This window comes from Paenibacillus thiaminolyticus (genome assembly GCF_007066085.1).
In the GTDB taxonomy this organism is placed as follows: domain Bacteria; phylum Bacillota; class Bacilli; order Paenibacillales; family Paenibacillaceae; genus Paenibacillus_B; species Paenibacillus_B thiaminolyticus.
This window is the reverse complement of record NZ_CP041405.1, coordinates 6211546-6232301: the sequence shown is the minus strand read 5'-3', so window position 1 is coordinate 6232301 and position 20756 is coordinate 6211546. Positions and strand designations below refer to the sequence as shown.

The window sequence follows — 20756 nt, the reverse complement described above, 5'->3', positions numbered from 1 at the left end:
TGAAAATGTTGAGTAATCATCATTTTTTGACAGAAGAAGATAATTAACGCCATACTTATCATCTTAAACTTTGGGTTATAACACAATAAGAAAAAAGCCCTATCTTTGGACTAAAAGTCAGGGCTTTTTTCAAATACTTTGTCGAAAGGATCCCCTCGTTGGCTGTAGTCCCAAAAAGGGGAAATTTCGCATGATTTTTATAGGATATATTGGCTAAGGTCGCGGTTTTGCGCGATATCAGACAGCTTCTCCCGCACATACTCGGGCGTAATCCGGAATTGATCGAGCGTCAGCTCTGGCGCTTCGAACGACAGATCCTCCAGCAGCTTCTCCATGATGGTATGCAGGCGCCGGGCTCCGATATTTTCCGTATTTTGATTGACATCGGCCGCAATGCGGGCAATTTCCCGTATCGCTTCATCCGTGAATTCGATCTGGATGTTTTCCGTCTTCAACAATTCGACATACTGCTTCGTAATTGCATTCTTCGGTTCCGTCAGGATCGAGACAAAGTCGTTCAGCGACAAGCTGGTTAATTCGACACGAATCGGGAAACGTCCCTGCAGCTCGGGAATTAGATCGGACGGCTTCGCGATATGGAACGCTCCAGCAGCAATGAAAAGCACGTAGTCCGTCTTCACAGGCCCGTACTTCGTCATGATGGTGGAACCCTCTACAATCGGCAAAATATCGCGCTGAACGCCCTCACGGGACACGTCAGGCCCCGATCCGCGCCCGCTAGAGGCAATCTTGTCAATCTCATCGATAAAGATGATGCCCGACTGCTCGGCACGGCGAATCGATTCCTGAATGACGTCATCCATGTCGATGAGCTTCGCGGCCTCTTCCTGCGTCAACACCTTCCTAGCTTCCTTGATCGTGAGCTTGCGCTTCTTCATCCGCTTCGGAATGAGGCTGCCGAACATCTCCTGCATATTCATGCCCATCTGCTCATTACCCGGACCGGACAGGAAATCGAGCATGTTCGGCGCCGCGTCTTCGACGTCGATCTCGATCGTGTCATTCTCCAGATTGCCTGATAGCAGGTCGAACCGCACCTTTCTCCGCTTTTCCTGCAATCCGGGCTCCGGCTCCTTCTCCTCCTGCTGCGCATGGGACTGGTTTTGGCCGAACAGCATTTCGAACGGATTGCGCTGCGATTTGCTTTCCTTGGAGCTAGGGGCCAATATTTCTACGATTCGCTCATTCGCCATCTCTTCCGCTTTATCTTTGACTTTCTCGGTACGCTCCAGCTTCACCATGCGGATCGCCGTCTCCACCAGATCGCGGACCATCGATTCGACATCGCGTCCGACATAGCCGACTTCCGTAAATTTGGTCGCTTCCACCTTCACGAACGGAGCATTGACGAGCTTCGCCAGACGGCGGGCAATCTCGGTCTTCCCTACGCCCGTCGGTCCGATCATTAGAATGTTTTTGGGGACGATCTCATCCTGGATCGACTCATCCAGCAGGCTGCGCCGGTAGCGGTTGCGAAGCGCGACAGCTACGGACCGTTTGGCCATTTTCTGTCCGACGATATACTTATCCAGTTCCGTGACTATCTGCCGTGGTGTCCATGCTTGTTGATTCATCTTATCCCTCCACCCGTATCTATCGTAGCTCCCTTATTCCGTTACAGCTCTTCAACAACGAGATTATCATTCGTAAATACGCAAATTTCTGCCGCAATATGCAGGGCGGCTTCAGCCATCTCACGCGCCGATAGATGCGTCGAATGCCGCTTGAGGGCACGGGCCGCCGCCAGCGCGAACGATCCTCCGGAGCCGATGGCAATCACTTCGTCATCCGGCTCGATGATTTCTCCACCGCCCGAAATGAGCAGCACATGCTGCGCGTCCATCACAATCATCAGCGCTTCCAGCTTGCGAAGCACCTTATCTTGACGCCAATCCTTCGCCAATTCGACAGCCGCTCGCTGCAGGTTGCCATGATGCTCCTCCAGCTTGCCCTCGAACTTCTCGAACAGCGTGATGGCATCGGCAACCGATCCGGCGAATCCCGCCAGCACCTGGCCGCGGTACAGACGCCGCACCTTGCGCGCATGCTGCTTCATAATCATGTTGTTCCCAAAGGTTACTTGACCGTCTCCCGCAATCGCGGCCTGCCCGTTATGTCTTACGGCGCAGATGGTCGTGGCATGAAATTGATATTCCACTGAAGCTCAACCTCCTGTCTATTATTCATCGGCTAGGACCAAAGAATCAATAAATGAAAAGGAAACGGCACCATTCCGTGGCGAGCCGCTTCCTTTCCGCTGCACAAGCTGTTATGTGTTGAACAGACCCGCTTCGTCCCGGTACGCCTTCAAAGAATGGAGAGCGCGGTGGGCCAGCGCTTCGTTCTTCTCTTTTTTGTTGCGGATCCGCTGCCCGAGCGGCGGGAAGAGGCCGAAATTGGCGTTCATCGGCTGGAAATGCTTGAAATCGGCTGTCGTAATATACCGCGCCATGCTTCCGAGCGCCGTATCCTCCGGAAGCAGGACCGGTTCGTTCCCTCTGGCATAACGGGCCGCATTCAAGCCAGCCAGCAGTCCCGAAGCAGCCGATTCGACATAACCCTCCACCCCGGTCATCTGCCCTGCAAAGAAAAGCGACGGACGGCCCTTGAATTGATAGGTCGCTTCCAGGAGCTTCGGCGAATTGATGAAGGTATTGCGGTGCATAACGCCGTAGCGGACGAATTCCGCATTCTCCAAGCCCGGAATCATCTGGAACACCCGCTTCTGCTCGCCCCATTTAAGATGGGTCTGGAAGCCCACCATATTATAGAGCGTACCCGCAGCATTGTCCTGACGGAGCTGGATGACCGCATACGGCGTCTTGCCTGTGCGCGGATCCGTCAACCCGACGGGCTTCATCGGCCCGAACAGCGCCGTCTGCTTCCCGCGGCGCATCATGATCTCAATCGGCATGCAGCCCTCGAAATAAATCTCCTTCTCGAACTCCTTCAATTCCGCTGTCTCGGCCGTAACAAGCGCCTCGTAGAACGCATTGAACTCTTCCTCGTTCATCGGGCAGTTCAAATACGCCGCTTCTCCCTTGTCATAGCGGGAAGCCAGGAACACCTTGCTCATGTCGATGGAATCCTTCTCCACGATCGGCGCAGCCGCATCGTAGAAATAAAAATACTCCTCATCCATGAGCGCCTTAATCTGGTCGGACAGTGCCGGCGATGTCAGTGGCCCGGTAGCGATGACGGTAATCCCGTCCTCCGGTATGGCCGTCACTTCCTCATTGCGGACATCGACGAGAGGATGTTCGCCCAGCAGCCTTGTAATCTCCCCGGAAAATTCGTCCCGATCGACGGCCAACGCGCCTCCGGCCGGAACCGCATGCTTATCCGCCGCTTGCATAATAAGCGAATTCATAAGCCGCATCTCTTCCTTTAATACGCCGACCGCGTTGCTTAGTCCGTTCGCGCGCAAGGAATTGCTGCATACCAGCTCCGCGAACTGGCCTGTATGATGGGCCGGCGTCTGCTTCACCGGCCGCATCTCATAGAGCGTCACCGCCACGCCCTGCTGCGCAGCCTGCCATGCCGCCTCGCTGCCGGCCAAGCCCGCGCCAATAACGGTTACTCTCGGCTTATCCATCTGTCTTACATCCCCCTCGGTTGCCTGCACCTGCTGCAGTATCCCTTTATTTCATCGTATGCTTGCCCACGATTAATCATCCTCGTTGTCCTGCAACATTTCATGATGATCGCACTGCGTGCACTGCAGCTTCGTTCCTTGCTTGCTCCGCTTCTCGACCATTAAGCTGCCGCAGGACGGACATGGCTTGACCGATGGCCGATCCCACATCACATAATCGCAATCCGGGTAACGATCGCAACCGTAGAATACGCGTCCCTTCTTGCTGCGGCGCTCTACCAGCTTGCCTTCCTTGCACTTCGGACAGGCTACGCCCGTATCCTTCACAATCGGACGCGTGTTGCGGCAGTCCGGAAATCCGGAGCAGGCCAAAAATTTACCGAAGCGGCCCATCTTGTACACAAAATGACGTCCGCACTTCTCGCATATTTCATCGGACACTTCGTCCTCGATTTCAACTTCCTTCATTTCTTCCTCGGCAACCTGAAGCCGCTTCTCGAACGATTCATAGAAATCGCTGAGCACCTTCACCCAGTCCTGCTGCCCATCTTCCACATGGTCGAGATCTTCCTCCATATGGGCGGTGAATTCAGCATCCAGAATCTCGGGGAAAAACTCCTCCATCAGCTGGATGACCAGTTCGCCCAGCTCGGTCGGAACGAATTTCTTCTCCTCGATCGCTACATACCCTCGCTTCTGGATCGTCTCCAGCGTCGGCGCATAGGTGCTCGGTCTTCCGATGCCCAGCTCCTCCAGCGTCTTCACCAGTCTCGCCTCGGTATACCGCGGCGGCGGCTGAGTGAAATGCTGCTTCGGTTCGATCGCTTCCTGCTTGAGCTTATCGCCCGTCTTGAGCGGAGGAAGCAATTTGTCATCCTCGACCGTACCGTCGTCGTTCCCTTCCACATAGACCTTCATGAATCCGGGAAAGCGCACCTTAGAACCGTTGGCGCGGAACGTAACGTCTCCCGCCTGCAGATCGACCGTCATCGTATCCATGACGGCGGATGTCATCTGGCTCGCCACGAACCGTTCCCATACTAGCTTGTAGAGGCGATGCTGATCGCGGCTGAGGAACGGCTTCATCTGATCCGGACTGCGCAGCACCGACGTAGGGCGAACCGCCTCGTGCGCATCCTGCGCATTGGCAGCCTTCTTGGCATATTGCCGCGGCGTCTCCGGCACATATTCCGCTCCGAACTGAGAGCCGATATATTCCTTAGCTTCCTCTTGAGCCGTCGGCGATATCCGCGTCGAGTCTGTACGCATATAGGTGATGAGACCGACCGTGCCTTCCTTGCCCAGGTCCACCCCTTCATACAGCTGCTGCGCAACGGACATCGTCTTAGCCGCGCGGAAATTCAGCTTCCGGGCCGCTTCCTGCTGCAGCGAGCTCGTCGTAAAGGGAGCGGACGGATGGCGAAGCCGCTCCTTCTCCTTCACCTCGGAGACGACAAAGGCCTGCTTCTGCAGCGCTGCCAGCACTTCATTCACTTGGGCCTCGTTCGCCAGCTCCATCTTCACGCCATTCATGCCGTAGAACTTGGCTTCGAACTTGGACTTGCCCGCTTCCAGCTTAGCGGTTATCGTCCAGTACTCTTCCGGGATGAAGGCGTCGATTTCATTCTCACGGTCAATAATCAGCTTCACGGACACCGACTGCACCCGTCCTGCTGACAGTCCTTTCTTCACCTTCTTCCATAAAAGAGGGCTGATCTTGTACCCGACCAGCCGGTCGAGAATGCGTCGCGCTTGCTGGGCATGAACAAGGTCCATATTGATTTGACGCGGTGATTTGAACGCATCCTTCACGGCCTGCTTCGTAATCTCATTGAACACGACGCGGCAGGCTTCCGTCTCATCCAGTTCAAGCGCATGCGCCAGATGCCAAGCGATCGCTTCACCTTCGCGATCGGGGTCAGCCGCGAGATACACTTTTTTCACTTTCTTTCTTGCATCTTTCAATTCTTTGAGCACGCTGCCCTTGCCGCGAATCGTGATGTACTTCGGGGCGAAATCTTGCTCTATTTCAACGCCCATCTGGCTTTTGGGCAAATCACGCACATGTCCCATAGACGCTTTGACGATATATTTACTGCCTAAATATTTCCCGATTGTCTTCGCCTTCGCAGGCGACTCGACAATGACTAATGAATCCGCCATAGGCGCACCCTCCTCTCCAATCTCCTCTTTATATCCATATCGAATGGTATACGGCTCCCTGGGCCTCCCGAACTCTCTGTTTTAATTGTAAGGATAACAAAATTCGATGCAGCTCCGCAAATGGGAGACCGCTCGCAAGGAGCAGTTCCTCAAATGTACTGCCTTCCAGGCGAATCAGTTCGCATATCCGGCGCTCCTCCTCGGTGAGCGGTTCGCTCTCGGTGAAGCCGACCGTTCCATTATTGTACGGCAAAGTGACTGTTGTCAACCGCGCCTTCAATTCTTCCATTATATCTTCGGCATGCGCAATCGGTCTGGCCCCATTCCTCATGAGAAAGAGCGGGCCTGCCGATTTGGGCGAAGTAACGGGCCCCGGCACGACAAAAACTTCCCTGAACGATTCCGTCGCAAAATCAGCGGTGATAAGCGCCCCGCTGCCCATGGCAGCCTCCACGACGACCGTGCCGAGCGTCAGGCCGGCAATAATGCGGTTGCGCCGGGGGAACAAGCCGGGATGAGACGGGGTGCCAAGCGGGTATTCCGTGAGGACAATGCCGGATTCGGCGATTCGCCTCGCCAAGTTCGCATTCTCATACGGATAGATGCGATCGAAGGCCGTACCCATCACTGCAGCGGTCCGCCCCTGGATGAGAGCGCCTTCATGACTGCAAGCATCGATGCCTCTGGCCAATCCGCTGACGATAAGGAACCCGGCGCATCCCAACTGCTCGGCCAATTGAAGGGCGACCTTCTTGCCATAGACGGTAGGATTGCGCGTTCCTACAATGGCGATCGCATCGGAGGACAGAACGGTCCAATCCCCTTTCCCGTACAATATCCAAGGCGGCTGAGGAATCTCCTGCAGCAGCGGAGGATAGTATTCATCCCAGCGGGTAATCCACTCAATCTTAGCGGTCTTTGCCAGCTCCAGCCTTTCTTCCAGCCTGTCTGCCCGGAAGCCTGCCGCAAGCTTCCTCGCCATCGAGGGCTTTATCCCTAATTCTGCCCAATCCGATGCCGGACGGTTCAGCCAATCTGCCAACCCGGTAAATCCGACGCGTTCCCCTAACGCGCGAATCGTATGCCAGCCGATACCAATGATTTCATTTAACGCAAACACGAGCTCCCGTTCCGTCCAATTGCCCATTTCAGCAACTCTCCTTCACTATCCGGGAAGCGCGCTGTCCGCTTCCCTTATTTTGCTTGAGATAAGATCAGAATGCAAGCATGAACTATGCTTTCTTTTCAATAACTGGGTAAAAAGAGATTATTAGACAATTCATGCACAGCCATTGTTGACTACGGCTCATGTGTCCGGGATTCGCATCCTGGGACTCGCATATCCGGATGAACTAGTTCGTTCCGCTGCGCGGTTCGTGTAGTCCGCCCGGTCGATTCGAACGGTGCAGTTCGCGCAGTCCACTCGATCGATTCATGCGGCGAGTTCAACTAGCCCACTTGGTCCGTCACGGTGGTGCTGTACGCGCAGTTCACTCGGTCGATTCAGGCGGCGAGTGCACCTGATCCACTCGGTCCATCACGGTGGTGCTATGCGCAGAGTCCGCCCGGGTCGGTCCAGGTAGGGCTGTTCGCGAAATCTCTTCAGGTGGCAATCATCACTTTGGCTTCAGGTGGCGCAGTCGCACAGTTCGTCAAATTGAAGAAAGTCCTGCATATCTACAGCAATTTACACCATTCGAGGGTATATTTAGCCAAATTCCTGCAAAAGCGCATCTTTTCCTATATTTATCTCACATATTTGAGTAATATTGCTAAAATTCCTGCACTTTTGCAGGAATGCGATGACGGCTTTGACACCTCCAACAAAAAACTGCAGTTTTACAGGATTTTTGGGTACCTCGGTGTATCTCCTGACAACACAAGCCGGGTGAAGTCTTCCGAGAATATAAAAAAGCAAAGCAACCTTCCTCCGCTCGAAATCGTTCGAGTTGGCAGAAAGGTTGCTTACCTATCGCTTCAATATATATATTGATAAATGTAACTGTGGTTAAGGCATTGGTTAAGCTTGTGTCTGCGGCTGTGTCGTGCATTGCTCAAGCAGGCCGCGTTCTTCCAGCACGGATACGAGTGTGCTGCCCATTTCCGCTGGCGTCGGCGCAACCTTGATGCCGCAGGCCTCCAGCTTGGCTGTCTTCTCGGCAGCCGTCCCCTTGCCTCCAGAAATAATCGCGCCAGCATGGCCCATCCGCTTGCCCGGAGGCGCAGTAGCTCCTCCGATGAAGCCGACGACTGGCTTCTTCATATTGGCCTGGATCCACTCGGCTGCTTCTTCCTCGGCAGTACCGCCGATCTCGCCAATCATAATGACCGCATACGTGTCCGGATCTTCGTTAAACATATGAAGCACATCGATGAATTCCGATCCTTTGACCGGGTCTCCACCGATACCGACAGCTGTCGACTGGCCGATGCCGCGTGTCGTCAATTGATGAACCGCTTCGTAGGTCAACGTTCCGCTCCGGGATACGACCCCGACATGCCCCGGAGTATGGATGTAGCCCGGCATGATGCCGATCTTGCATTCGCCAGGCGTAATGACGCCCGGACAGTTCGGACCGACAAGGCGTGTCCGCTTGCCTTCCATATAGCGTTTTACCTTGACCATGTCGAGTACCGGAATGCCTTCCGTGATGCAGATAACCAGATCGAGATCCGCATCGACGGCTTCCATAATCGAGTCTGCCGCGAACGCCGGCGGCACGTAAATGACGCTGACCGTCGCACCGGTCTCACGCTTCGCTTCGATGACCGAATTGAAGATCGGGAGCGAGACGGTTTGCCCGTTGTCGAGCTCGATATCGATCTTCGTTCCGCCTTTGCCCGGCGTTACGCCGCCCACCATATTGGTTCCGTATTCCAGGGCTCCCTTCGTATGGAACATTCCCGTCGAGCCCGTAATCCCTTGCGTAATAACCTTCGTATCTTTATTAATTAAGATGCTCATCGCTCATTCATCTCCTCGTCGACAAAATTATTGAACCAAAGCGACAATTTTCTGCGCTCCATCCGCCATCGAGTCCGCCGCGACAATGTTCAATCCCGACTCGTTCAGGATGCGCTTGCCGAGATCGACGTTCGTCCCTTCCAGACGGACGACGAGCGGACGATCCAGTCCGATTTGTTTCGCAGCTTCCACGACGCCGTTCGCAATGACGTCGCAGCGCATAATGCCGCCGAAGATGTTGACGAAGATACCTTGTACTTGGTCATCCGACAAAATGATCTTGAATGCCTCCGTTACCTTTTCTGTCGTGGCTCCGCCGCCTACATCAAGGAAGTTGGCCGGTTCGCCGCCGTAATATTTGATAATATCCATCGTCGCCATCGCAAGCCCTGCGCCGTTCACCATGCAGCCGATATTGCCGTCCAGCGCGATGTAGCTCAAGTCGAACTTGGATGCTTGAATTTCCTTCTCGTCCTCTTCGTCGAGATCGCGCAGCTCTTGAATGTCCTTGTGGCGGAACAGCGCGTTAGAGTCGAAATTCAGCTTCGCGTCAAGCGCCATCACTTGTCCATCGCCGGTGACGACCAACGGATTAATCTCCGCGATGGAGCAATCCTTGTCAACGAATGCCTGATAGAGCGCCAGCATGAATTTGACAGATTTGTTGACCAATTCTGCCGGAATATTGATCGCATATGCGAGGCGGCGCGCCTGGAACACTTGCAGGCCGACAGCCGGGTCGATGACTTCTTTGAAAATTTTCTCCGGAGTCTTCTCTGCCACCTCCTCGATCTCGGTGCCGCCTTCCTCCGAAGCCATCATCACGACGCGGCCTGTTGCGCGGTCAACGACGACGCCGACATAATATTCTTTCTTGATGTCACAGCCTTGCTCGATGAGCAGGCGCTTGATTTCCTTGCCTTCCGGGCCTGTCTGATGCGTTACCAACACTTTGCCGAGCAGTTCCGACGCGTATGCGCGTACCTCGTCCAGGTTCTTCGCAATCTTGACGCCGCCTGCCTTGCCTCGACCGCCTGCATGAATCTGAGCTTTCACCACGACAACGGACGTTCCGAGCTCCTTCGCCGCTTCAACGGCTTCATCTGCCGTAAAAGCAACCTTGCCGTTCGGAACCGCAACGCCGTATTGCTTCAATACTTCCTTGCCTTGGTACTCATGAATATTCATTGTGCATCCCCCTAACCCATCGTTAGCCTCTTCGGCCGTGTAGCAACGCGTAGCCATTGGAGCCGGTAGTATGTAGCATGATAGACATGATAGACATGATAGACCGTATCAGCTGATAGAATCTGCTGTACTCCGTCTCCTGGCGCAGCCGTGAACGCGGAACCGCTTCCATCCTTTCGAAAATGCGTTCTTCCGCGGAAAATATATACAGTCCTCCAATATTGTATCATGTTTCTAAAACGCTTTCCTCTCTAATTCGAGCAGAAAGTACATTTTTTTGATATCATTATCATCTATTAATGAGATGAATCTCATATCCATTGACGGAGGAGCTGTCATACTCCTATAATATTAATATATTTAGGGACGATAAGGAAGCACCTTTCCCCTGCATCCGGCCTATGCGGCCACGATGAAGGAAGGAGAGGTGTTTTTACATGTATGGAAAATTGTGGAGTGCATCGATATCCGGTGTCGACGGGCGGCTTATCCAGGTCGAAATCGACATCTCGCCAGGGTTGCCGAACGTGAATCTTGTCGGTCTGCCCGATGCGGCAGTCCGCGAATCGGTCGAGCGGGTCCGCGCGGCCGTCCGCTACAGCGGCTGGAAGTTCCCGCTTGCCCGAATCACGGTCAACCTTGCGCCGGCCGACGTACGCAAGGAAGGAACGTCCTTCGATATGGCGATCGCGGCAGGGCTTCTGTGCACGAGCGGTCAGCTGCCATCCGATCCGCTGCGCGACATGCTGCTGGTCGGGGAGTTGGCGCTGGATGGATCGACCCGGCCGGTTCCGGGTATTTTGTCGCTGGCCGATGAAGCGCGCAAGCAAGGTTTCAAGCGGATGCTCGTCCCTTCCGACAATGCGGAGGAAGCCGCTCTCGTCGAGGGGCTGGACATTTATCCGCTGCGCCATCTGCATGAGCTGCTCCGGCTGGAGGACCTCGCCCCTTGGTCTGCCGGGGCTGATTCGGGAACGCCGCGTCAGGGACAAGGGGAGGACGTACTATCGAATCGGGCGGAAGACTACGCTGATGTATTTGGACAGCTTCATGCAAAGCGTGCCCTCGTCGTGGCTGCAGCCGGCATGCACAATATAGTGCTGACGGGACCGCCGGGCACCGGGAAGACGATGCTCATCCGCCGCCTCCCGACAATTCTGCCTCCGCTCAGTGACGACGAAGCCTTGGAGGTGTCGAAGCTGTACAGCGTATCCGGCAAATGGGACCGGGCGGGCGGCGGGCTGATGCGGGAGCGCCCCTTCCGGGCGCCGCATCACTCCATCTCTTCCGCCGGCCTGATCGGCGGTGGCTCGATTCCGAAGCCAGGTGAGGTCAGTCTGGCTCATCATGGCGTGCTCTTCCTCGACGAGCTCCCCGAATTCCCACGGCAGGCCTTGGAGGTGCTGCGGCAGCCTCTGGAGGAGCGGCATGTCACGATCGGACGGGCGCGGGCGGTCTACCGTTTCCCCGCCCATTTCATGCTAGCCGCCTCCATGAACCCGTGTCCCTGCGGGTATAGCTCGTCTTCCGAGGGCGATTGCCGCTGCACCCCGATGCGGCTGGCCCAGTATCGCGCCAAATTGTCCGGGCCGCTGCTCGACCGGATCGATATGCAGGTCGAGGTGCCTCGCTCATCGGTCATGGAATGGAAAGGGCCCTCTTTGTCTTCCGCTGAGATGCGTTCCTTGGTACTTCAAGCTCACCAGCGCCAAGCGCAGCGTTACGCCGGCCTGAAGCTGCGCTTCAACAGCGAGCTGTCCGGCTCCCTGCTGCGCCGGCACTGCGCGATATCGCCGGAAGCGGAGCAACTGCTGCAGCAGGCTTATGATCAATTGGGATTAAGCCTGCGGGCCCACGATCGGCTCTTGAAGCTCGCGCGGACGATTGCCGACCTGGAGGAACGGGATTCAATCGGTGCCGCCCATGTCGCGGAAGCGATTCAATACCGCTCGCTCGATCGGCGCAAGGAGGCGTAACTTCTAACGCAACCCTCCCTCTCTATGCCGCATTCCGCGAGGAGCGCGGAAAATAAAAAACGCCGCTCTCATCCCCTCAAAGGGAAGCGAGCGGCGACAAACTCTTTGAACACAAGTTCTTAGTCATATTTACTGCATATCAATTACATAACGACACTACACGCCACACCAGGCCAAAATCCTGCAAGACCAGCAGCTGCACAGTATGGTATTGAAACCTATGAACATGTTTCGCTACTGGCATTACAATCCAGCGCAGATGCTGTAGGTGTGGCTAACAGCGAAAATGCATCACTTATCAAGGTTTTGTCTGATTTCTCCTGAGCATCAACGTTGTATTATTTTGAAATTCCTTTTTAGTCTCTCTTTATCTAGAGCGTGTCTTCAAACCTAATTTAACCATAACAAAATAGAAGCCAACGATAAAAAGGCTGCAAATGTGCAGGTTAGCTTATCGTAACGAGTGGCCAGTCTGCGATAGTGTTTAAGTTTGTTGAATAAACATTCAACCAGGTGGCGCTCTTTGTAAAGCCACCAATCGCACGTTCGTTGAATTTTTCGATGTTTCCGACTCGGAATGACAGCGGTGGCGTGCTGCTTCTCGATCAGTTCCAAAATGCGATTCATGTCATAACCTCGATCGGCAATCACCGTCTTGCCGGTCAGATCCATATCTTGAAGCATTTCATAGCCTTTAACACAGTCGTGGCAGTTGCCAGCGGTCAACTCAAAGCGTAACGGATTTCCTAGCGCATCTACGATTGCAGGAATTTTGGTCGTTATTCCGCCTCTGGAGCGCCGGATGGCCTGGAATTGCTGTCCCCTTTTGCGCCCGCTCCATGTTGGTGGACGCGGACGATGGTAGCATCGATCATGATATTTTCAAAATCAGGGGCTACGGAAACATGCTTTAGAATTTCATCCCATATTCCCGCCATCTGCCAGCGACGGAAACGAGTGTACACCGTTTTCCATGAGCCGTAATGTTTAGGGAGGTCTCGCCATGGCGCTCCGCTTCTAGCGACCCCAAGCATGGCATTCAACATCATTCGGTTGTCCTTGGCAATACGTCCACCTTGACGTTTTCGCTCTGGTGGAAGTAAATCTTTAATTTGGTCCCATTGATCATCGCGTATTTCGTATCGTCTTCTCATAGGTTAAGTTTACCATGTTTTAATGTGAGCTTATAGTTTGAAGACACGCTCTAGTTGGTTTCCACTTTTGAGTATTTCAACATCCGCTTTTGTTCCTTCTTTTCAACTCATCTTTATTGGGCCCAGTAAAAGCCTGAAGATCAGGTAGTAGTATTACATAGTGCAAATGATCGGAACATAGGCATTACCGCCCTTCCTAGAATAGATCTCATATGCACGTGTCGATATCCCCTCCCAATGTATTTTTCCATATAAGTCATATTAAATATGCACATTATATGTCACTTTATTTATTTTCAGTTTTCTTTTTTTTGTAGTAGTACTCATTTATACAGAAAAGAATAAAAAGGAGCTATTATATCTTTTACATCAAAAACACCATCAAATAAAAATCTCAATGTGTATTAAAATATACCGAATAACAGTGCTCTAAACAAATTTACGTTTTTTCATTTCCGGTTACCTCTATTCAAACAACGGAATTTTTTGGCTCATTACCGCAAATTCTTATGGAGCTTTTCTAGACATTTATGATCAGATAGCTAGCAACACAGCACTTTTAGTTAGTACTTTAATTTTATGAGAAATTTTAATAGGGAATTACACCGTAGTAAAAAGCTTAATTGAGGAAATAAGCAAGGAGATGTCGATTAACATGATGTCATATCGGTATTTTACCAATTGGATATGCATTGAAATATTCCATTACAACCCTTTTATCGCAATCAGTGTTTGACTAATTCAGAGATTAATGATGACGCAGCAGCTCCGCTAAACGCCTCAAAATGCATTCCGAAACACGGTAATATCCGGGGGATTGGAGGGGTGGCCATCCAGGGCAACCGCAACAGCGTCGAAGCGGATCTCCGCTTCATGGAGCCGATAACGGTTCACGTACACTTCGGCCACGGCTCTTACCTTGTGCTGCTTCCGCCAATCTATCGCTTCGGCCGCCCCCTCCGCTCCGGCAAGGCCGTATCGACTGCGAACCTCAACAAAAACCCAGCAGTTGCCGTCCCGTGCGATGATGTCAATCTCGCCCGTGCGGCAGCGCCAATTCCTGTGTATAATGCGATAGCCGAGCGCTTGAAGCCGCTCGGCTGCCATCCGTTCCGCGGCAGCCCCCTTCTCCTTCCGGTTGAGGCCCCCGCTCCGTTTTTTCACGATCTGCTTATTTTTCTCGGTCCGCTTATCCTGCTTGAAGCTCTCCGCGCCGCGGCGGAACTCATTCATGACGATTCCACCCTTTCTCCGCCCGTTGATCGGTCCGGTAGATGAAGGTCAGCACTTCGGCGACCAGATGATACAGTTCGGCCGGAATCTGCTGGTCGATGTCCAGCTTGGAGAGCACCTCCACCAAGGAAGCGTCCTCCTGGATCGGCACGCCGCTTTCCTTCGCCTTCTCCAATATCTGTTCGGCCAGCTGTCCCTGCCCTTTGGCGACGATAACCGGCGCCTCATGCTGCTCCGGCTTGTAGGACAGCGCGACCGCCGTCTTCCGTTCATAACGCCCGGTTGTCCGGGATGCTGCTTCCGGGTCTTTCATACTTTGATATCTACCCCTTTATACGGCTGAAGCGCATAATCGTCCATATCAATCTCGGGCCGGTTCTTCGGCTCGTCCACCTTCGTGTCCGGCATCGGCAAAATGCGGAAGGCCGATAACTGATAACCGATCCGGTTCATCGCTTCCTCCACCTCGCCGCGGAACTCGCCCATCCATTCGCCGATGCCCTCATCCGCCTGATGAATATGAAGCGCCACGGCTCGCTCCACGACCTGAACGTCGACGAGCGTCCGGCCCAGCGCCTTCATGTTCAGATCGAACCAGAGGCGGCAGTTGTCCGACTCCAGCTCTCCTCGGCGGCTCTGCCGCGATTGAATGTGGACAGCGGCCGTCTGCTGACCGTCCGGCGTCACGAGCGGCACGAACAAGGTGACATGCGTGAACGGCGCTTGCCGGTCGCTTGTCAGCAGCAATTGCTGGCCCGTAATCTGATGGACCAGCTGCTGGGCCGCCTCGCGAACAGCCGGCGGCAGCGCCTCGCTTTGGAGGAGCTGAAGCAGCGCGCTCTTCAGGGACTCCGCCGGCGCGGCAGTCGTCTGCGCCGCGCTCTGCTGCGGCGGCGCCTGAGCCGCTTCCGGCGCTGTGGCGGCCGCGGCACGTACTGCAGCTCCGGCGGTCTCGGCGGCCGGAGCCTGCTCCTGCGTGCCGCCCGGCGCGGGCACTTGCGGCGCTTGAGGGCGCGCTGCCGCCTCCGGCGGTCCAGGCGTTCCCGGCATCGCCGGGGCCTGCGCCGCCACGCCAGCCGCTGGCGGCGCGGCTTGGCCGGGCTGCGGCCGGACGGCGGTGCTCTCCGCCGACGCGCCGCCACCCGGGACGCCGTCACCTTGCGGCGCTCCGCTGCCTGCGGCCGTCATCTCCAGGACGGCCGCGCGGTGCAGCTGCTGCTCATGCGGCACGCCGAGCAGCTGCAGAAGGCGCCCAATCCAGGCGCCCCCACCCGCGGCGGATGTCTGGCCGGCCGCACCGGCAGCAGCTCCGCCTTCGCCCGCCGTAGCGGCCGTTGGGGCCGTAGGCCCAGCCGCTGCGGGCGCCGCTAGCGGAGCACCTGTGGCAGCCGTCCCGGCAGCGGGGCCGCTGCCCGCATTCGCGGCGGCGTTCCCAGCCGGCGAGCCGCCTGTGGCGGGTTGCCCCGCAGTCGAAGCAGCAGCCGTCGCCGTAAGGTTCCCTCCCGCGACAGCTGGAGCTGGCGCTTGGCTGCTTGGCGCACCGCCGGAAACGGAATCCATACGCGGCAGCGACGCCAATATGTCGCGCACCAGCGCCTGCGCTTCCCGAAGCGGCACCGCCCAAGGAGCTGCCCCTCCCGCCGGTCCTCCTGCGCTCCTGGCAAGCGCAGCCTCGCCCGCACGCTGAAAGCCGGCAAGCAAATCATTGAGCGGCTTGCCGAACATCGCCTGCTGCAGGCCACGCAGCGTCTCGCCGCTCAACGGCAGCTGGCGGCGCAATGCAAGGCCCGCCGCCTGCATCCACTGCTCGGCTGGAACTCCCTGCGGCTTGGCCGCCAATGCCTGCGCTAGCCGCGATGCAAGATCCTTCGTTAGCGGCACACCGCCCTTCTGCAGTTCATGAAGCAGTCTTCGCGCCCAGCCCTCGTCCGGAAGGCCGGATTGCTTCAACGCTTCCTCTATCGAGGGCAGTTGAGTAAATGCTGGACCGTCGGCCGCCTTCAGCATAATCATACCGTCCGCCTGCTGGCCTTGCACTTGGAGCCACGCCGTCTGCCCCGGGCGCATTGGCGCATCCAGCACAGCGCGCACAGGCACCCCATTAATCTGAATGACCGCCTCGCGTCCGTTCTCGGCCACACTAGCGACGGTACCGCGCACCACCTGGCCGCTTTTCAATTCCAATGTCCGCTGCTCGCCGGGTCTCGCCTCCCCAACCAAGCCGCGCACCATCTGCGAAATATTCACTGGCCAACCCCCGTTCCTCAAGAACAATATACTTCTATATCGGCAGAAGGAGGCCGGAATATGAGCCGGGCCAGAGACCATTGGGCCCGTACATGCTTAGAACAGGCTCAACTGCTCTTCCTCCGGGAAGAGCGACTTCAGGAACGACTTGCGGTGCATCGGCGACGGACCAAGCCGTTCCAACTGCTCGCGATGCTGCTTCGTTGCATATCCTTTATGTACGGCAATGCCATAATCGGGGTAGAGCTCATCCCACAAACCCGCACACAGCCGATCGCGCGTTACCTTGGCGACAATCGAGGCGGCTGCAATAGATTGACTGTTCGCATCCCCTTTCACAATCGCTTCCTGCGGCAGCGGGGAATCGATGCGCTCCGCGTCGATCAGCAGCATATCGGGACGGATGCCGAGCCCCTCAACGGCCTGCTTCATGGCTAGGCGCGAAGCCTGCTTAATATTAATGCGATCAATGGTAGACGCGTCGACTTGCGCAACAGACCAAGCGATCGCGCATTCCGTTATTTCTTCGTAGAGCGCCTCCCGTTTTTTCGCCGATAGCTTCTTCGAATCATTTATCCCTTCAATCGCGATACCCGCGGGCAGTATGACGGCCGCCGCGACCACATCGCCGAACAGGCATCCTCGTCCGACCTCATCAATGCCGGCCACATACTGAAGCCCTTCCTCCCATAACCGCTTCTCCCATGCGGTCAGATCGATCACTTCAGCTTCTGCACCCACTGTCTTGCGCTGACCCATTATCTTCCCCTCTTCCTGCATTTCACTCGCCTGGTTTTTCCTCAACTTGCCTACCATCCGCACCGTTGAGCGGACTAACCCGTTACGATTTGTATCTGACATCTATCTATACGCCAAATAACGACATATGTTCTGTTAATGGAATAATACCTCTCCCGAATTCGAACTTGCTCGTCTCCCTTTCCATGCAGGTGACTCCCCTTCGAGCGCTGGTGATCGGCCACATCCCCCAGCTGTTCTTTTGACCAATCTCCCAACGAGTCAGGTTACTTCTTGCCCTCTCCCATCCTTTCGCCCATTCTCCCTTTCCGTCAGATTTTCTAAAGCGGCGCTTCTTTCATATATTCAAAACTATTAGCCGAAACTCCGACTGGAATTGTATAAAAAGCGCTGCTAGCTTTCCTATTTCTAACCTAAGCGGAGAATGCTAATAAGGGCCACATGCGTTTCCTGACCCGATGGGAGATTGTGCATAAGAAGCTCCACACGCACTTGTTCTCTGACCCGACAGGAAATCGTACATACACGCACATGTTCCCTGACTCGGTGGGAGATTGTACATAAGAAGCTCTACACGCACTTGTTCCCTGATTCGATGGGAGATTGTGCATAAGAAGCTCTACACGCACTTGTTCCCTGATTCGATGGGAGAAGAGCTGCCTACGACTACACTCCACCTTCTTCGCAATTGGCCACACGGGAAAAGGAAGCGGGCGACACGACATCGTATCGCGGATCAAAAAAACGCCGTGCGTCCGATAAATCGGCGCATGCGGCGCTTTCCGTTCAGTTCCCGTTCCCATTGACGAGGAAGGAGTACGGCTCCTCAAGCGTTATCCGGCCCAGCTTGCCCCCGCGCAGATCGCGCAGGATGAGGCTTGAGGCTTTCTCCAGATTGACGCGCCCGCCGGCCATCAGGCATCCGCGCTTGCGGCCAATCGCTTCCATTATCCCAACAATCTCATCCTGCTCCAGACCGCCTTGCGGCGGAATATCGAGGCCGTAGCGTTCATTGAGGCGATCCCCGTACTGGTCAGCCAGTTGCTTGATCGCATAGAACGCGATATCTTCCACATTCAATATTTCATCCTTGATCGCTCCGGTCGCCGCGAGCCGATAGCCGACTTCCTGGTCCTCGAACTTGGGCCACAAAATGCCAGGCGTATCGAGGAGCTCCATCTCGGAGCCGACCTTGATCCACTGCTGTCCCTTGGTGACGCCAGGCCGATCGCCGGTCGCGGCTACGCTGCGGCCAGCCAGCTTGTTGATGAGCGTCGATTTGCCTACATTCGGTATACCGACGATAAGCGCTCGCACCGGGCGCGGCTTCATCCCCTTGGCGAGCTGGCGCTGAATCTTCTCCTCCAGCAGCTTCCGGGCTTCACCGGGTATCTGCGCGACGTTCGTGCCTGTCGAGGCGTCGATAGCGAGCGCGGCATGGCCTTCACCGCGGAACGCCTGGAGCCAACGCGCATTCATCTCCGGATCAGCTAGATCCGCCTTGTTCAATAAAATGAGCCGCGGCTTATGTTGCAAAATGTCGCCAATCATCGGATTGCGGCTGGACATGGGCAACCGCGCGTCCAATAGTTCGATGGCGACATCAATAAGCTTGAGCTTCTCCTGGATCTGCCGCCGGGCGCGTGTCATATGCCCGGGGAACCATTGGATAGTCATCGGCATCCACCTCCTGATGATTCAGTCTCTGCCTGCCTAGTGGTGTTGTACAAATTTCGCATGCGAGAGCGGCCAGAAAATGACATCCGCTCTTCCGATGACGTCCTTCAACGAAATAAATCCAAGCATGCGGCTGTCCGTGCTATTGTTCCGGTGATCTCCCATCACGAAAATATGCCCTTCCGGCACCGTGTTCTTTTGAATCAGATCATTCGGGAAATCGCGGTCATTGTACACCTCGCCATTTTTATGGGCTTCGTCCAGCGCTTCTTGTATGTAAGGTTCCTCGACCTTATTGCCATTGACGTACAGATCATCGCCGCGGTATTCAATCGTATCCCCGGCCACGCCGATAACCCGCTTAATCAAATCGCGATTCTCCTCCGGTACGTGGAAGACGACCACTTCCCCGCGCTTCGGCTCGCGGAAATCATACAAGACTTTATTCACAATAAGTCGCTCGCCCGTCCAAAAATTCGGTTCCATGGAAGGGCCGTCTACGATAAACGGAGCAAATAACAGCCATCGCACGATGACGACGAGCACAACGGCGATCGCAATCGCTTTCACCCACTCAAGAAGCTCGTTTTTCGCTTGCGTCTTTTTGGTTGGCGGCTCTTCCGCCGCATTCGGTTGCATCATTTGGTCGTGTTGATCCATCGGCAGTGCCCCGCTTTCCTCGAATTGCTGCTATGCAGTCATATCATACGCTATCGGCAGGCGAACATGCAAGCTTCGGCCACTTACGTGGAATAAAATAGCAAAAGGGGCTTGCAGCTGAGCAAGCCCCCGGTTCCTTAACGGATTTCTTTGATTCTCGCTGCTTTACCGCGAAGTTTGCGAAGATAATAAAGCTTCGCACGACGCACTTTACCACGGCGAGCCACTTCGATTCTATCGATTTTAGGCGTATGAAGCGGGAACGTACGCTCAACACCTACGCCGTAAGAAATCTTACGAACGGTGAATGTTTCGCTGATTCCGCCGCCACGACGCTTAATGACCACACCTTCGAACAACTGGATACGCTCGCGAGATCCCTCGATAACTTTTACATATACTTTCAAAGTATCGCCGGGACGAAAGCTAGGAATATCCTTGCGAAGTTGGTCTTGCGTAATCGCTTGAACGATATTCATCTTGGACTCCCTCCTTCCACACAGGTGTTCATACATCTCGGGAGCGCCATGCGCTCAACCTCATCGAATATAGAGGACCACCGTATTCCAAACAACAGAAATAATTCTAGCATACCGGCTAACCGATTACAAGAAAATAATTTATGTATTCCTCTTATGTTCAGTCTGCCCGTGAAAAAGAGTATTATCCAGCATATGACGTCATTATTCAGTATGATCCGTTTTCCCTTAAATAAAACAGCGCACCATTGCCATTGTGATGCACTGCGCTTGAAAGCAAGCGATTTTTTGCGTGCTGTCGCAGGCAAGCTTATTGGTTCAGGTCGAACAAACGTCGCACGAACGCCTCAAAGCTTTGTTCCTCGCGGTAATGAAGCGACAGGTTATATCATGCCATATTTCGACAAGCGCCCAGTTGTACGTCGTCAGGAAACCCACTTTATCGCCGGAACCATTGTCCCCGAACAATAGCACATGCTGCAGCTCTGTATGCTCATCCACTTCAAGCCAGCATCGCTTTCACGCGAGCCTGAATACGGCTTCGGGCCGCACATACAAAAGACCACTTTCTCCATCAAGGATACCATACCCTGAAGGGAAAGTGGTCTTGCTTGGAGCTTGACCAGATTAACGGACACA

Annotated in this window: 17 protein-coding genes; 2 read left to right on the top strand and 15 right to left on the bottom strand. The window is 54.8% G+C overall.

Annotation, left to right across the window (positions count from 1 at the left end; all coding sequences use genetic code 11):
• Positions 1-197: 197 nt before the first annotated feature.
• The 7 genes from hslU to sucC all read right to left on the bottom strand — a co-directional run bounded on the left by hslU (position 198) and on the right by sucC (position 9932).
• Positions 198-1595 carry an ATP-dependent protease ATPase subunit HslU gene (gene hslU / locus FLT43_RS27380; protein ID WP_087441449.1) on the bottom strand — a complete coding sequence of 466 codons (1398 nt, stop codon included), beginning with the start codon at positions 1593-1595 and terminating at the stop codon, positions 198-200.
• Positions 1596-1636: 41 nt separating this feature from the next.
• Positions 1637-2179, bottom strand: coding sequence for an ATP-dependent protease subunit HslV (hslV, locus tag FLT43_RS27375; protein ID WP_006286690.1), 543 nt, complete (start codon positions 2177-2179; stop codon positions 1637-1639).
• 111 nt (positions 2180-2290) lie between these two features.
• Positions 2291-3646, bottom strand: coding sequence for an FADH(2)-oxidizing methylenetetrahydrofolate--tRNA-(uracil(54)-C(5))-methyltransferase TrmFO (trmFO, locus tag FLT43_RS27370; RefSeq protein ID WP_255321555.1), 1356 nt, complete (start codon positions 3644-3646; stop codon positions 2291-2293).
• Positions 3647-3688: 42 nt separating this feature from the next.
• The gene (gene topA, locus FLT43_RS27365; protein WP_087441451.1) at positions 3689-5779 is read right to left on the bottom strand and encodes a type I DNA topoisomerase; all 2091 of its coding nucleotides are present in this window, start codon (positions 5777-5779) and stop codon (positions 3689-3691) included.
• A 28-nt stretch (positions 5780-5807) separates the two neighbouring features.
• The gene (dprA, locus tag FLT43_RS27360) at positions 5808-6926 is read right to left on the bottom strand and encodes a DNA-processing protein DprA (RefSeq protein WP_087441452.1); all 1119 of its coding nucleotides are present in this window, start codon (positions 6924-6926) and stop codon (positions 5808-5810) included.
• Positions 6927-7799: 873 nt separating this feature from the next.
• Positions 7800-8744, bottom strand: a complete 945-nt coding sequence (sucD, locus tag FLT43_RS27355; RefSeq protein WP_087441454.1) for a succinate--CoA ligase subunit alpha — start codon at positions 8742-8744, stop codon at positions 7800-7802.
• Positions 8745-8771: 27 nt separating this feature from the next.
• Positions 8772-9932 (bottom strand): ADP-forming succinate--CoA ligase subunit beta, encoded by a 1161-nt coding sequence (gene sucC / locus FLT43_RS27350; protein WP_087441455.1) that lies wholly within the window; start codon positions 9930-9932, stop codon positions 8772-8774.
• Between the two features lie 437 nt (positions 9933-10369).
• Here sucC and FLT43_RS27345 point away from each other — a divergent pair, with 437 nt between their 5' ends.
• A complete protein-coding gene (locus FLT43_RS27345) occupies positions 10370-11908 on the top strand; it encodes a YifB family Mg chelatase-like AAA ATPase (protein ID WP_087441456.1) in 1539 nt (512 codons plus the stop codon).
• A gap of 390 nt (positions 11909-12298) precedes the next feature.
• On the opposite strand, the gene FLT43_RS27340 is transcribed toward FLT43_RS27345, so the two are convergent.
• The 8 genes from FLT43_RS27340 to rplS all read right to left on the bottom strand — a co-directional run bounded on the left by FLT43_RS27340 (position 12299) and on the right by rplS (position 20117).
• A protein-coding gene (locus FLT43_RS27340; RefSeq protein WP_115057778.1) for an IS5 family transposase occupies positions 12299-13062 on the bottom strand; the annotation gives its coding sequence in 2 pieces (ribosomal slippage) (positions 12299-12732 and positions 12732-13062; 765 coding nt in all).
• Between the two features lie 780 nt (positions 13063-13842).
• On the bottom strand, positions 13843-14295 hold the full coding sequence (locus FLT43_RS27335) for a YraN family protein (RefSeq protein WP_087441457.1): 453 nt from the start codon (positions 14293-14295) through the stop codon (positions 13843-13845).
• Positions 14288-14608, bottom strand: coding sequence for an EscU/YscU/HrcU family type III secretion system export apparatus switch protein (locus FLT43_RS27330; RefSeq protein WP_087441458.1), 321 nt, complete (start codon positions 14606-14608; stop codon positions 14288-14290). The genes FLT43_RS27335 and FLT43_RS27330 overlap by 8 nt, the downstream gene beginning before the upstream one ends.
• The gene (locus FLT43_RS27325; RefSeq protein WP_087441459.1) at positions 14605-16542 is read right to left on the bottom strand and encodes a DNA ligase; all 1938 of its coding nucleotides are present in this window, start codon (positions 16540-16542) and stop codon (positions 14605-14607) included. The genes FLT43_RS27330 and FLT43_RS27325 overlap by 4 nt, the downstream gene beginning before the upstream one ends.
• 96 nt (positions 16543-16638) lie before the next feature.
• The gene (locus FLT43_RS27320) at positions 16639-17322 is read right to left on the bottom strand and encodes a ribonuclease HII (RefSeq protein ID WP_115057777.1); all 684 of its coding nucleotides are present in this window, start codon (positions 17320-17322) and stop codon (positions 16639-16641) included.
• Between the two features lie 765 nt (positions 17323-18087).
• Positions 18088-18978, bottom strand: coding sequence for a ribosome biogenesis GTPase YlqF (gene ylqF, locus FLT43_RS27315; RefSeq protein ID WP_087441461.1), 891 nt, complete (start codon positions 18976-18978; stop codon positions 18088-18090).
• A gap of 36 nt (positions 18979-19014) precedes the next feature.
• A complete protein-coding gene (gene lepB, locus FLT43_RS27310) occupies positions 19015-19638 on the bottom strand; it encodes a signal peptidase I (RefSeq protein ID WP_087441462.1) in 624 nt (207 codons plus the stop codon).
• A gap of 137 nt (positions 19639-19775) precedes the next feature.
• A complete protein-coding gene (rplS, locus tag FLT43_RS27305; RefSeq protein ID WP_087441463.1) occupies positions 19776-20117 on the bottom strand; it encodes a 50S ribosomal protein L19 in 342 nt (113 codons plus the stop codon).
• Between the two features lie 195 nt (positions 20118-20312).
• Between rplS and FLT43_RS27300 the strand changes: the two genes are divergently transcribed.
• The gene (locus FLT43_RS27300) at positions 20313-20588 is read left to right on the top strand and encodes a hypothetical protein (RefSeq protein WP_127510993.1); all 276 of its coding nucleotides are present in this window, start codon (positions 20313-20315) and stop codon (positions 20586-20588) included.
• The last annotated feature ends 168 nt before the right edge of the window (positions 20589-20756 follow it).

Excerpts from the sequence above, each read along its gene's own strand:
- hslU (WP_087441449.1), bottom strand. The coding sequence starts at position 1,595 with ATGAATCAACAAGCATGGACACCACGGCAGATAGTCACGGAACTGGAT.
- topA (WP_087441451.1), bottom strand. The coding sequence starts at position 5,779 with ATGGCGGATTCATTAGTCATTGTCGAGTCGCCTGCGAAGGCGAAGACA.
- dprA (WP_087441452.1), bottom strand. The coding sequence starts at position 6,926 with ATGGGCAATTGGACGGAACGGGAGCTCGTGTTTGCGTTAAATGAAATC.
- sucD (WP_087441454.1), bottom strand. The coding sequence starts at position 8,744 with ATGAGCATCTTAATTAATAAAGATACGAAGGTTATTACGCAAGGGATT.
- sucC (WP_087441455.1), bottom strand. The coding sequence starts at position 9,932 with ATGAATATTCATGAGTACCAAGGCAAGGAAGTATTGAAGCAATACGGC.
- FLT43_RS27345 (WP_087441456.1), top strand. The coding sequence starts at position 10,370 with ATGTATGGAAAATTGTGGAGTGCATCGATATCCGGTGTCGACGGGCGG.
- FLT43_RS27335 (WP_087441457.1), bottom strand. The coding sequence starts at position 14,295 with ATGAATGAGTTCCGCCGCGGCGCGGAGAGCTTCAAGCAGGATAAGCGG.
- FLT43_RS27330 (WP_087441458.1), bottom strand. The coding sequence starts at position 14,608 with ATGAAAGACCCGGAAGCAGCATCCCGGACAACCGGGCGTTATGAACGG.
- FLT43_RS27320 (WP_115057777.1), bottom strand. The coding sequence starts at position 17,322 with ATGCAGGAAGAGGGGAAGATAATGGGTCAGCGCAAGACAGTGGGTGCA.
- ylqF (WP_087441461.1), bottom strand. The coding sequence starts at position 18,978 with ATGACTATCCAATGGTTCCCCGGGCATATGACACGCGCCCGGCGGCAG.
- lepB (WP_087441462.1), bottom strand. The coding sequence starts at position 19,638 with ATGGATCAACACGACCAAATGATGCAACCGAATGCGGCGGAAGAGCCG.
- rplS (WP_087441463.1), bottom strand. The coding sequence starts at position 20,117 with ATGAATATCGTTCAAGCGATTACGCAAGACCAACTTCGCAAGGATATT.
- FLT43_RS27300 (WP_127510993.1), top strand. The coding sequence starts at position 20,313 with ATGACGTCATTATTCAGTATGATCCGTTTTCCCTTAAATAAAACAGCG.